At 33.5% G+C, this 14,119-nt stretch carries 10 protein-coding genes; all 10 read right to left on the bottom strand.

Translation table 11 applies throughout. The annotated features are described in order from the left end of the window. Positions 1 to 27: 27 nt before the first annotated feature. On the bottom strand, positions 28 to 810 hold the full coding sequence (locus LCF45_RS10345; protein WP_033732157.1) for a hypothetical protein: 783 nt from the start codon (positions 808 to 810) through the stop codon (positions 28 to 30). A gap of 29 nt (positions 811 to 839) precedes the next feature. Further along, on the bottom strand, positions 840 to 2,342 hold the full coding sequence (locus LCF45_RS10340; RefSeq protein WP_197218874.1) for a T7SS effector LXG polymorphic toxin: 1,503 nt from the start codon (positions 2,340 to 2,342) through the stop codon (positions 840 to 842). Between the two features lie 20 nt (positions 2,343 to 2,362). Next, on the bottom strand, positions 2,363 to 2,659 hold the full coding sequence (locus tag LCF45_RS10335) for a TIGR04197 family type VII secretion effector (RefSeq protein ID WP_000503886.1): 297 nt from the start codon (positions 2,657 to 2,659) through the stop codon (positions 2,363 to 2,365). Between the two features lie 3 nt (positions 2,660 to 2,662). Then, a complete protein-coding gene (locus tag LCF45_RS10330; RefSeq protein WP_002127046.1) occupies positions 2,663 to 3,085 on the bottom strand; it encodes a YwqH-like family protein in 423 nt (140 codons plus the stop codon). A gap of 12 nt (positions 3,086 to 3,097) precedes the next feature. After that, a complete protein-coding gene (essC, locus tag LCF45_RS10325) occupies positions 3,098 to 7,609 on the bottom strand; it encodes a type VII secretion protein EssC (RefSeq protein ID WP_215566658.1) in 4,512 nt (1,503 codons plus the stop codon). Positions 7,610 to 7,652: 43 nt separating this feature from the next. Then, positions 7,653 to 8,852, bottom strand: coding sequence for a type VII secretion protein EssB (gene essB / locus LCF45_RS10320; protein WP_002127042.1), 1,200 nt, complete (start codon positions 8,850 to 8,852; stop codon positions 7,653 to 7,655). Between the two features lie 72 nt (positions 8,853 to 8,924). Beyond that, on the bottom strand, positions 8,925 to 9,176 hold the full coding sequence (locus tag LCF45_RS10315; protein WP_016120098.1) for an EsaB/YukD family protein: 252 nt from the start codon (positions 9,174 to 9,176) through the stop codon (positions 8,925 to 8,927). Between the two features lie 4 nt (positions 9,177 to 9,180). Next, a complete protein-coding gene (gene essA / locus LCF45_RS10310) occupies positions 9,181 to 9,684 on the bottom strand; it encodes a type VII secretion protein EssA (protein ID WP_033730233.1) in 504 nt (167 codons plus the stop codon). Then, a complete protein-coding gene (gene esaA, locus LCF45_RS10305; RefSeq protein WP_263894784.1) occupies positions 9,656 to 13,423 on the bottom strand; it encodes a type VII secretion protein EsaA in 3,768 nt (1,255 codons plus the stop codon). The genes essA and esaA overlap by 29 nt, the downstream gene beginning before the upstream one ends. Before the next feature lie 125 nt (positions 13,424 to 13,548). Then, on the bottom strand, positions 13,549 to 13,845 hold the full coding sequence (locus LCF45_RS10300) for a WXG100 family type VII secretion target (RefSeq protein ID WP_000918598.1): 297 nt from the start codon (positions 13,843 to 13,845) through the stop codon (positions 13,549 to 13,551). Positions 13,846 to 14,119: the final 274 nt, after the last annotated feature.

Genomic DNA, 14,119 nt, shown 5'->3' with positions numbered 1-14,119 from the left:
CATTTAAACCTACTAGACTCATTTCCTTTACGCCTTACGTTTCGATTTCCCTTTTTTATTTTTCTTTTGATATCTTGGAGTCTCTCTTTTATGTTGCTCCCATGATATGTTAAATGACGGAAATTTAAATCTACAATAAGCTAATAATTGAAATTCCGCTGCACCAATAGCCACTGCATACATTAAAATATTCCCTACTACACCCCCCATTATAAAATCGTCTAAGGCAAAATCATTACGAAAATAACTCAAAATAAGTAGAATTAGTACGTATATTGTGGCCACCTTCATCATAGTTCCTTTTGTATTACTAAAAAATGAAGTGGATCTCTCATCCGTACTAAATGCACCTTTACTCGCTTGTTTAAATGTATCGATTGTTGCCATAATATGGACAATAACTGCTCCTATAAATAATAACCCTGCATATATTAATGCAATCTGGTCAATTGAAGAATTAGCTATTTCAAAAACAATAAAAACAGTGAACCCTATAGTCCCTAATTGAAATGCATATAATAATACGACAAATGTTTGTAACTTTTGAAATTTAAATTGAGCTTTTGGAAATAAATATAGAATAAAAAAGATTATTTGCAGAGCATATAACAACACTTCTAGCTTAACAATTTCAATATCATTGAAAAGAGCTATGCAGTAATCCCAACCAGCTGATAAAACAATAGAAAAAATAGCTATTGAACTATACAGTATTCCTCCAAACATAAACACCGTTGCACCCTCAGGACTTAAACGATCTTTACATGTCATCCTAAACTTATCTAAATCTTCTTCTTTTATATTCCACATCATCTATAAGCACCTTTCGTGTAGTCTAATTACCAAAATACAGATTTTAGTTTTTCTCCTATTTTTAATTTTTCATTTATCTTTTCAGTTACATTTTTCACTCCTTTTTTAACATAATCTATCGCATTATCTTCCCCATTCCATTTTTTATTTAATAGCCATGTACCAACTACCGCCGTACCAGCTCCTACCACAGTACCCAGCGGTGGAAGGAAAAACGACCCCGCTACAGCACCAGCTGCCATCGCTCCAGCATTTGCTCCAATATCTACAGCTGAATCTGTTGCTACATCAACTACATCTTTTAACTGCCAACCACCTTCTTTAGCATCAACAACATTACCTCCAACTGACACAACCGCTCCAAAAATACCTGCTCCTTTCAATATTCCTCCTGCTTTACCTAGGCCTTTAAACGCTTCTTTCCATTTCATAGGATTAATATCCTTTAAGCCGTCTGCCCAAGCAGCTTTAAATGAACTCAGTCCTTTTTTCCCAATCGCGGTAGGCACTCCTTTGTTCTCCCGATCCATCCGAAAATCTGCGTAATTTTGAAACTCTGGTAATTTATAAATATTTCTGCGTGCCTTTTTTATTTGTTCCTTTGTTGTTTTCAAACCCTCGAATTTAAATTCTAATTTATCCTGTAAATATTTGAATAAAACGTCATCTTTATTATCCATTTTAAGTATTCTTTCTGCTAAAACCATATCTTCTTTCTTAGAAGTCGATAATGTATATGCCCCTTTACCTTTTCGGCCTTTAGGATCAAAAAGGGCATCAAAACCCAATTTCTTTGTAACATAATGCATGCGTATGTAGGCATTTAAAGTAGCCTTAGCTCCCTTATTCCCAATATCAAACTTAGTCATGGCATCTGCCAATCCCTTAATGATATTTCCAATTGATGTGTCAGCTAATAGCTTCCCAATTGAAGCGCTAGACAAATTCCCATTATTCACTTTTATTTGTTGCATTCCCTCATCTATCTTACGCATTAATTCATCAAATTCTTGCAGGTCACTTTGCTTACTATTATAAGTCTCTAATTTTTCTAATGTATCACTGATTTCTTTTTGGCTTTTTACAGCGCCTTCAGTGATGCTTGATGATGATGGATATTGAATTGCGACGATGTCACTAATCGTACCTACTGTTTTTTTTGCCTCTTCATTAGAGTGGCTGAATCCCTCACTATATCCATTAACTTTTTTCTTTACATCATCCAAATAACTTCCATGAATTTTCGCATCTGCATCACTGTCAACCTCACTGTTAAATTCCTCTATTGCTTTTTGAAATTGACTTTTTAACATTTCCGTTGTAACTGTAAATCCAGTGATAACAGCTCCATGAACTGTAGATAAATGATTCTTAATAGTATCAGCAGCTTTCCCTTGAAAAGAGTTAATTTGTGTAAAGTCCTCTATTTTTTGCTGCAATGTTTCCAAATGTTGATTTAACTCTTCAGCACTTGAATTAAAGCGGTCTTGCAGTTCTTTTACTTCTTGTAACTCTATGATTTTGCTCATATTTTCTCCCTCCTATCCCTTTACATAGCACGGTGAGCTGAACTGTCTTTCAAATCTTTTCCAAGCTTTTCATCTTGCTGAACCATTTCTTGTCCTGTTTGCTGAATTCTACTAATATCCTTTTGTAGTATTTGTTCATATTGCTGCACTTTTTTCGATAACTTTTCAATCGCTTCACAATATTTTTTCAGTTTACTTAAATTCGTACGATGTAACTGCATACCATTAAATTTAGTCTTACCTAAATCACTAGCACCACTTTTCAAATCACTTACTTTCGCATCAAATACCCCTTTATTTAATTTAATTTCCCCCATTTATCATTTCCCCGCCTTCTGTACTTCTACTTGAATACTAGCGTCAACCATTGAAACACTTCTACTTAGAGAAAGAATACTAGACTCACATGCAGCGATTTCTCTTTCAAGCCGTCGTATGGCTTGATCGATGTCTTCTTGCACTCTCCCTAGTTCTCCAATAAACCTCCCCAAATTAGAAATAACTTGTTGTTCATACGTTTCTTTAAAAGTAGTTGCTCTTTGCCCTTTCCAACTACTCTCGTTTATTTCTAAAGACTTAAACTGCTCTTGATTTTGTTTAATTGCTTCAAGATTATTTACAAATTTCCCTTTAGCAGTTATTAGCCTTCGTAGTTTCATTTGTAATTCAGCCAATTGCCCTTGTTGATGACTTATACTACTTAATAAACCAGATTTTTGACTATTTAATTCCTCTATCCCCATGCAAATCCCCCCTTAAATAGTTGGCACTTTAATTCTAGTAGCAAAACGATTTTCAACAAAATACCCTTCAAATGGATTTAATTTTGTACTACTTAAATCTTTATTAGATACATCAAAGACCATTTGGCCTGATGATTTTCTAAGTAAAATAACATGAGATTGCGTTTTTATTGTTTTTGAAACTAAGTCGTATCGACTGTCAATTGAATCAACATCACAGCCAATTACGAAGTGGATGCCCATAAATGCACCATTTGTGATTAATTCCGCTAAACTATATATATCGCTATCTTCTAAATTACTTAAAATATCATTTACATCTGCAATTACGATTACAATCGGCTTAAATTTCTTAATAAATTCAGCTGGGTTCACTGTTTCACTTGATGCTTCCTGCTCTTCTTTAAACGCCGCTTCTCTCGATTTATAAGCATTTGTAACTTGTTTAATCGTTTTCTCAATTCCTGTTTTTTCAGCTACATATAAAGCAGCACTCTCTCTATAGTTTGAGAAATTACGTGTTCTTGTATCAATTAAACCTAGGTCAAAGTGTCCACTACCAGCTAATTGTTGAAGGAATTGATGAACTACATTTTCAACTTCATCTTTCTTGATTCCCCCTACAACAATATTAGACGCTTCTGTTAAATCTAATTCGAGAGGCGTAACGCTTTCTGTCTCTACACCAAATGTTAGTTTGCCTGCTTCAATAATTTTTCTTGTTTCTGGCCATGCAATAAATTCCTTGTATTCCAGAACTTCAGGTACCATAGGAATTGCTTTCGGTCTTTCTCCATCCCAGAAGGAATCCATCTCTTTTCCTTCAGCTTGTATGTTTTCAATTCGAGTAAGTACATCTTCTCCATCAGTTGGTAAAGCTGTTTGGAAAATTGTTGGTTCTTCAATTTTAACTAAACCACGTCCTGCTAATTCTTCAATTTTTAAGTCTGTTCTTCCTACAATAGCTCTAGATTCTGCCTCATCTATCATATATAGAGCAATTTGTAGTTTAATATTTGTATTTACTTGTACTCTCAATGCATTTTGACGTGTAGCCGTAAGCATTAAATGAATTCCTACCGCTGCCCCTTCACGTACAATTTGTGCAACAATGCGTTCAAAGTCTTCGACAAATCCAGCCTCTCTAACAGCATCATAGTTATCTAACGTAATTAATACTGTTGGTAATACTTCTTTACTAGCTCTCTCATACATTTCAAGACTTGCAACGCCATATTTACTTAGCAATTGCTTTCTATCTTTTAATAGGTCTTCTATACGACGAAGAAACTTCTCACATTTTTCAACTTGGTCTAGTGTAATGATGTCTGCCACATGCGGTAAAGATTTTAATGGCATTAAACCATTTGTTCCGAAGTCTAATAAATACACATGCAAATGCTCCGGACTATGCTGACGAGCTACATCCATAATGACTGATTGTAAGAATGTTGATTTTCCGTAGCCTGGACTTGAGAAGACCGCTACGTGTCCGTCTTTACTAATATCTAGTGTTAATGGTGTTTGTGATTGTAATTCAGGCTGATCTAGTAGACCAACTGTTGCTTTTAATGGTTTCTTTTCTTTCGTCCATGCTTCTTTGAACTGAATAGCGTGTAAGTCTTGTAAATATACGCTTTCTGGAAGTGGTGGTAACCACGGTCTAGCTAACGCTTCAATTTCATTTATTTCTGCGTAATCGTGAATGTAGTCAATAACAGCATCCAATTCAGATGGTACGCTTATTACTTCTTTACTACTACCAAGTCCACTTAAGTCTTCACTTAATATTTCATATTGTCCTAGATCATTTATTGCATAGATTGTTGCGTCTAAATGTTCTTTATCCTCTTTATTTTCTACATAGTCTGCTCCGCTCCAAGCTGATTGGAATAGTTCATAAATTTCATTGTTCCCAACTTGTAAGTACGCACGTCCTGGTAATGTAATTTCAGCAGCATCTGGTGTTTTTAAAATTTCATTACTATCTGACGTATTTTGAACTTTTAATGCTAGTTTGAATTTCGAGTTACTCCAAATTTGATCATCTACAACACCACTCGGTTTTTGCGTAGCTAATATTAAATGGATTCCGAGTGAACGACCGATACGCGCTGTTGAAACTAACTCTTTCATAAATTCTGGTTGTTCTGACTTCAGTTCCGCGAATTCATCACTAATTAAAAATAGATGTGGCATCGGTTCACTTACTAAGCCTTCTTTATACAATTTTTGATACTGGTTTATATGATTTACCTCATTTCCCCCAAATAATCGTTGCCTTTTTTGTAATTCGGCTTTAATTGATGCGAGCGCTCTCATACTTTGTGCTCCATCTAAGTTCGTAATTGTTCCTAATAAATGCGGTAAGTTTTTGAATAAATTCGCCATACCGCCGCCTTTATAGTCAATTAGTAGAAAGGCTACTTCGTAAGGATGGAAATTGACTGCTAGAGATAAAATATACGATTGTATAATTTCCGACTTACCTGAACCTGTTGTACCTGCTATTAGCCCGTGTGGTCCGTGTGCTTTTTCGTGTAAGTTTAAGTTTACGATATCTTCTTTACCACGTAATCCAAGTGGTACAGCTAAAGATTTATGCGCTGCATTTTTCTGCCAGCGACTTGTAATGTTTAACTCTTTTATTTTTTCAACACCGTACATTTCTAGGAATGTTACGCTTTCTGGAATACTATTTTTTAAGTTTTGCAAATGGTTTAACGGTGCCAATGCACGTGAGACATCTTCTAAATTGAACCCTTTCGGTACATGATTCAATTTAAATTGACGGTTAACAAGCTCTCCTTGCTCTAAGATGATGTTCCCTTGTTTTGCATCTCTTATATCAATTACCGTTTTCACGTGCTCCGGTAAACTTTGCATAACATCTTGTACAAATACAAGTGATACACCTAATTGACTCGGATCATCATTAAAGAATTCCATAACAACATGGTCTAGTATTAGTTTTTCATCTGTAATGAGAACGACATAGTGCGGTGCAAAGTACATTTTTTCATTAGTTGAACTTTTTTCATCTAGTTTTAATTTTCGTTCTTTCAATATTTGATACAAACTATTTAACACTTGATCACGACTACGATCATGGTATACAAATCCACGTACATTTATATCTCGAACACTTCCATGAGGTAGCCAGCGCATCCAATCCCATTTTTCTTTTTCTTCTTCAGGAAAAATAGTAATAAACTGCAAGTCATAATAACTATGGAATAACGCGGTTTGCACAACTAATAATTGTAATTGTTCTAACACTAAAGAGCGTTGTCCAATATAGCCAACCGGTCCATTTATCAAATCTGTTACAACAGGTACATCTTCCAAAGAAAGATAACGCTGTCTTAGTTCACGTGCTATATCAATTAATTCATCTTTCGTTTGACTAAATTCTTCTTCATTAAATTGGATTTCAAAACTCGTATTAGCTTGTCCTGTCCCAACGCTAAATGTTAAGAAATCATGATGTAGCATTGTTTTTTCATATATACGTGGATTTACTTGCACAGCCATATTACGTATTACTTCAACATTTGGATTATGAAATTGTAATGCATGACGCTGCTTTTCACTTTCTGCATGTAAATCTTTCGTTTTTTGTTTTATATACGCTCTATAACTTTTATCACGTTCAACAATGTCAATTTTATATTGCTTTAAATTTTTTATATAAGATGTGACAGAAACAATAATCGTTACTAATGTCATCGCTATCGATGCAATAATAAACATTCCATATTTCATAAAGATAGCGAGTAATACCGTTACGACAATCATGACAAGAGATGGTGCAATAATTCTCGCCAAATGCTCAGTCGGTTTTGACGGCATACTTGAAGGTTTTGCAATTGTCATTTTCTCTTCTGGTTCACGGTAAATAATACGTGGTGAACGATGATAGTCTGGATAACCACTTTGATAATTCGTTTCGGATTCTACTAAAATAGGTAACGTAGATTTAACGTTCTCTTCTGAAGACAATACTTGAATATCTTCACTGCCTATCTCTACTAAAACACCATCAAAATATAATTGATCTCCTGCTTCTAACATAGCGCTATCTTTTAGCTTCGTATAATTATGAAATACATCCCCTTCATATACGTTTACTCTAAAAGAATCGTACAACGTTTCACGAGATAGCATTAAATCCACATTTGTCCCGATAATAGAAATATCATCATAACTGTTTTGACTAATTGTAAGAGAATGTTTCGTTCCGATATCAAACACTTTAGTTGTACCAATAATAGATATAAAGATTTTCAAGCTCACATCTTTAGTTTTTCCAATCTCAAATTCCTTATTGAACTCTATTAATTGATTTTGTACCATCCAAGCGTTCACTTCATTATTCCACTTTAATTCTACTTCTTGTTCTAAACTTGGATTCGTAATATCATTTGTCCACTCTTTTCCAATCGACACTATTGATTGCTCATTTGGATGTAATGTACACTTATATATTTTGTCTCCATAAGTCAATACTAATAGTTGCTCCATCCGTGTTCACTGCTCCTTTTCAACTGTCTCATCAAGTCCTTGCTTACTCTTTTTTCTCTGTGGCCGACAAGTCTTTATCGCTTGATGAATTACCATATTTCTTTTTATACTCATCTAATTGTTGCTCATATGTTTTTAACTTTTGATCACGCTCTTCTCCTGACAAGTCCGGATTATTTTTCAGCGATTCAATTTGTTTAACAAGGCCGTACATAATAAGCTGCGGATCATCAAGTGTCTTAGCTAAATCTAATGATTTATCAAAATCACCTTTTCCGTTATACATCCAATAAAGTAAATACTTTTCATCACTTTTCAAACTAATATTTTTCATAATTGCTTTCTTTTGATTTTCACCTAGTTTTTCAGCTGTAATGTATGCAAATGCTAACTCATATTTAGACGCAACCGGTAATGATTCAAATTCCTCTTCATTTAATTGAGTAATTACTTTGTCATAATCAGTTGCTATGAAACTCGCATTTGCTTCTAATAATTTATTTTGATAAGGAAATTTTATAAAAGTGAAATATATTAAAGGAGCAGCTAAAATCACAGTCGCCGCTATGAAGGAAAAAGCTAAGTATTTAAACGATTTATAGCTTTTTTTAGGTACTAACTGCATATTTTTTTCTGTTTTTGTTTGTTCCTTCTCAAAGCTGTCATCAAGAAATTGCAGTAATGCATCTAAGCTTTCCATTTGAGCAACCGTCTGTTCAAATGTTGTTTCTTTTGCATCTTTTAGTAACCCAGCATACAAATCATCAAAATTGTGCTTTTGGGAGAATAAAGCGATAATTAGACACTTATATTGTGTTAAAAATTGCTCTTCTAACAACGGGGTTGGTGGAACAATATCTCGAATTCCTCTATGTATAATACTTGGCATTAAATTAGCATTAAAAACTATATTGTCCGGATGTAAAAAGAACGTGATTCGTTTATTTAAATATTTACGAAACTGCGCAACATTTCGAAGCAGTCTTAATTTCTCATTTCTTCCAAAACGGCTAAGATCATCCCACTTATATAATTTTTTATCCACTTGAAATATAAAGGTAAACATATCATCCGTTTCCTCTATCGTTAATGGTACAAATTCAGATGATGCGCCCGTAATTACATCAAATTGACGGAAGTCTTTTATACGTGTTTGAGATTTTGTCATCTCCAATTTCCAATTTTCCTTTTCTATTTGAAATTGATAGTTCATTGCATCAATTTGAATTGTTTTTTCCGTCATTTTTATCCTCTTCTCCTTTTCTTTATAACCCGTAATAACTTATTTTCAAATAACTAAAAGTAAACATATTCTTTATAAAACTTGTAAAATATCTCCATCTGTTATTTGGTGATCGATTAAACGATCATTATCTGTTAAAACAATTGACTTATTCTTTACTTTAATTACAAAATGTGAACCTTCATGATTATCAATCTTTAGCGTATCTAATAAATTTTTCAACAAATATTTAATAGATTGATGATTCGGAATACGTAAATCATATGTATTTTCATTCCATTTACTAAAATCTACCGTTACATTAATATGTGTTTGTATTGCCATTACTTTACCTCCAACTTTTGCGAAGAACTGTATAAATACCGATGCAAATAAGTACAATGCCACCGCCAAATAATAATATTATTGTTGTACTAATTGGCTTTTCATTCATTGTTTCATTATTCGCTACTTCATCTGCACTTTTTCTGACAACGTATTCACTGCTAAACAAACTATTTTTCGTATCTTTAACACCATTTATTTCTTTTTGTTTTATAAAAAGAGAATCTCGTAAAGCTTCCATATCTTTTTGTTCTTTCTTTTTCTTTTTCTGAATTTCTTCTTCTATTTCTTTATTAAATAACTCAATCGATGCTTTATCTAATTCCGTTTCCTTATGTTCCTTTTTATTTTTTTCTTGGTCGCTTTCTTCAACACGGTCTACTTTAAACTTAATCTTCCCATCATCACCAAGATAACTGTCAGCCGCGCTCCTTATCGGTAGCGCGACAAACAGTAAAAGGATAGAGAGAAATGATAACTTAGCCACTATGCTCCATTGTTTGATCATTTACTTCTTTTTCCTCCCATTTCTTATGCCATACAAATAGATTACTAACTAATCCGATAATGGCAATTACAAACAACACGATGAAAATAACTTTTCCAGTATCTTTACCGCTAATAAAATCATTTAGAAAACTTTCTATATACTGAAGTGGTGAGAACTGACGTACCTTTCCAACAGACGACATTTGATCTACTTTACTTCCAACTGCTTCAGTTAAAAATAGGTACATACTTAAAAATACTAATAGAATAAACATCCCTACCATTTTTATTTGTCGTAATAAGTATGTTGAGACCAATACAAACGCCATCATAATGATTGTGATAAACGCAATCCATAATAAACTTTGATCTTGACCGAACTGTAAAAGACGTCCAGAAATGATACCTATACTAATTCCTTCCACAATTGATATACCGAATGCCACTACTGTAGTTGGTACATTCATATCAATTAATGAGAACTTCTCTTCAAAATGATCTGATTGCGTTCGTTTCTTTTCTTGATTCGCAATTGCGTATGCTGTAAATAACGCAACAATAAAACAAGTTAATACAATTAAATATGGTGTAAAAGCATTACCAGCTACAATGACTCCATCATTTTGTTTCTGAACTGGACTAGATAAAAATTGATATAACATTTCATTTTGGCGATCACCAATTCGGCTATTAGCCAAAATTTTAGTAAAGTTTTTGGAGAATGATTTATCATCGTCCATTTTCTTTGTAAAGTCATTTAATAATGAATCAGCCTTTGAAACAATTGTCGTTCCGCTTTCTTGAATTTCTTTTGCTTGTCCATTAATTTGATCAAATGTTTTATATACATCGTCTGATGTTGTTAAACTATGCTTCGAACTCTCGACCAATGACTGACTTTGCATCATTAATGATTTAATACCAGAATCTAACGATAAAACAGCTGTTTGCTCACCAGTATTATTTGTTGTTAGCACTTGCTGTTCTTCAACTAGCTTTAAGCTACTCTCACGCCATTTCGCTAAACCTTTTAAATACTCTCCTAAATTTTCATTCATACTAGTTGCTTGCTGCGTCGTTACATTTAATTTCTCCGCTAGTAGCATTGAATTTTGATCCGCACTAGTAATGAATTGTTGATAAGAGTCTATTTTTTGTTTTAAACCTGTCATATCTTGCTTTACTTCTGTCGTAATACTTGATGAAACAAGATTTGAAATTAAATCAATTAAGCTTTGTTTATTTAATACGTAGTACAAAGATTGTTCAGTTGCAATTGCATCTAAACTTCCCTCTTCTAGCTTAGGACCTACATCTTTCGTTCTTAAATCAATCCCATAATACATTTCGTACAGACTAATTAAACCTTGATAACTTTCAACTGTATCTACTGCTTCTTTTATTAATACACTAGATATATTTTTTGTTAATTCTTCTGATTTTTGATGTACAACTTGATTCGTCGTACTTTCAATAGTCGTTGAGTTACCACCTTGATTTTGGTTTCCTCCGTTACCTGTTCCAGGGTCTGGGTTTCCTCCATTACCTGTTCCAGGATCTGGATTTCCTCCATTACCTGTTCCGGGGTCTGGATTTCCTTCATTACCTGTTCCAGGATCTGGATTTCCTTCATTACCTGTTCCAGGATCTGGATTTCCTTCATTACCTGTTCCAGGATCTGGATTTCCTTCATTACCTGTTCCGGGGTTTGGGTTTCCTCCATTACCTGTTCCAGGGTCTGGGTTTCCTCCATTACCTGTTCCAGGGTCTGGGTTTCCTCCATTACCTGTTCCAGGGTCTGGGTTTCCTCCATTACCTGTTCCAGGGTTTGGGTTTCCTCCATTACCTGTTCCAGGGTTTGGGTTTCCTCCATTACCTGTTCCAGGGTTTGGGTTTCCTCCGTTACCTGTCCCAGTTCCACCTTCTTGGTTTCCTCCGTTACCTATTCCAGATCCACCTTCTTGGCTTCCTCCGTTATTCCCTGTTGTATTTTCCATTTTTTTGATAATAGGTTTTTTAGCATTGTGTACTAACGGCATTATGCCATACTGTGATTTATGAACCACATTTTCCACCTTGCTGTTTTCAGTTTGTGTTCCTTTATCTTCTTTATTAGGTTCTTCTTTTTCAGAACTAGTTTCTTTTTTATGATTCCCACTCAATTTCCAGTCCCACATTACAGGAGAGAAAACATCTATATTGATGTTTGTATTTTTTAACTTCACATGCAGATTAATCTTTATATCCCCTTCATTACGAGGAGGTATTGTAATTTCTCCTGCTTCGCTTTGAAGAAAGTCACTTGTACGATCCACATCATCAATATGTAAAGCCCCTGTATTTCCATATAGTTCAAATTCTTCTGGAATATTTATCTTCAAGGTTTGTGAAGATTCCATTTTAATTACGTTCGCCGTATCACTAAATGTAATTCCCTCTTTATAAAGTCTATCCTTTACTTCTTTAATGGCATTTCCTAAAGATATTTTATTTACAGGGTCATAATAAAAATTATTTTCTTTATTATATTTATTTGTAAATTGGATTACATTTTGCAGTTGTAATTTCGTTGCATCTGGCAATTCACTTTGAACGATTTCTTCCATGTTTAAACTAGGTAATTTTGCAATTAAACTTTCGATTTGTTTCTTTATTCGAACATCTGGTTGTTTCATTAATGTATTTATAAAGATCTCTTGCTTTCCATCGTTCGACATAGATTGCTTTAACTTTTTAATTATCGTCCCTTGAATATCACTTTCTAACTTTTCTGCAAGTTCTGTATCATATTCTGACACTTGTTTTTTTACATCTGTTAAATTTTTTTGAATTGCTGAAGCATCAGCTAAAATATTTGGTTCTTTCTCTGAAAGCGTAAATTGATTTGTAATAACTTTATTAGCAGATTCTAATGCGCTTAACTGCTTTAAAACATCGCCTGTATTCATATCACTCATGTATTGATTAAATTGATTCGTGAAATTATTCGCTAACAGATTATTATCAGTTTGCATTTTTTGAAAGTTATTAAAACCATCTAAATACGTATTGTTAGATTTATTCCCTTCATCTAACGCTAAACCGAAACCTTTTAAAACATCCTGAAATCCTTTGAAACTAGTAACAGAAACCCCAGTATAATCTTGCACTGTTTTAAATTGATTTGTATAATTTGCCAAAGGACTATGTACATCTTTTTTGTACATAGTTGTTTGAACGTTTCCTTTTTCAATTATTTTGCCTATATTATCTTGTGCACCTTGCAACTTACCGATAATACTTGCAAAATAAACGTCGATGATTTGCTTATTGAAATCCTCTAAAATTGTAGACGCCGTATTTTCAGCCTCAGCTTTCAAATCTTTATTCCCAGTTGCATTTACTTTGTAGTTTAACGTTAATTTCTCTGGTAGTTCTGAATCAATCGCAACAGCTTTCCTAGAAAAATCATTAGGTATTACAATCATCATATTGTAATTATTATTTTTCAAACCATTTTCTGCTACTCCGCGACTAACTACGTACCATTCTTGTTTCGTATTTTTATTTACATTTTTAACAAATTGATCTCCAAACGCTATTTTATTCCCTTCAAATACAGTTCCTTGATCTTCATTTACTAATGCAACTGTCATTTTTGGCGTGCTATTCTCATTAGCTTTCTTAACATTTTGATTTAATGCTAAATAGGAGACTCCTGTTGATAGCACAAGAGCTAAAATAATAAACAACAAGATGCTCCACTTAAACTTTTTCACTACTTATCACTCCTGCGGCTGCGAGTCTATTAAGTTAAGGACTCCTTATCTTACTCTAGTTTTAAAGCAATTTAGCCATACAACAAAAGTTGCATGGCTAAATTATATATTTCTTTTGCCCGTTTTTATTGTAGACCGAAATTACGAGAAAGATCTTCGTCGTGTCTAGCAACAGCCTCTGCAGTTTTATTAAGCTGCATATTAATTTCTTGTAATAGCTCTGCGAAGTTTTGTACTTTTGGTTTTAATTGATTGAACTGTTGATCAAAACCTTCGAAAGCACGACCTTCCCATTCTCCTCTTAATTCATTTTGTAAGTTTTGTAACTGACGTAAAATGTCCTCAATTTGATTTGCACCTTGTCCATATCGAGTCGCTTTTGATTTAAGTTCCTCTGGTGACATACGAATTTGTCCTGCCATTATTAAATCCCCCTTAAAATTTTAAAATAGTAAAATTAACCCAAAATCAATTCTACAAATTGATTATATCAATAATTTAAAAATTTCTAAACAAAAAAATGATATTTTTCCAAAATTTCTCTTTTAACATAATAACATTATATTATATAATATAAATTTATCGTTTTTTTTAAAGGACTGCTAAGCGTTTCTACCTCTATTTAATAATAAAAAGAAAACTTTTTTTACCCAAAATTCAGAATATAAATTTTACAAATTACATACTCATTTTCTT

It is taken from the genome of Bacillus sp. 41-22, from assembly GCF_025809295.1.
GTDB lineage: Bacteria > Bacillota > Bacilli > Bacillales > Bacillaceae_G > Bacillus_A > Bacillus_A mycoides.
The sequence above is the reverse complement of the archived record's forward strand: the minus strand, read 5'-3'. Positions and strand labels throughout refer to the sequence as shown.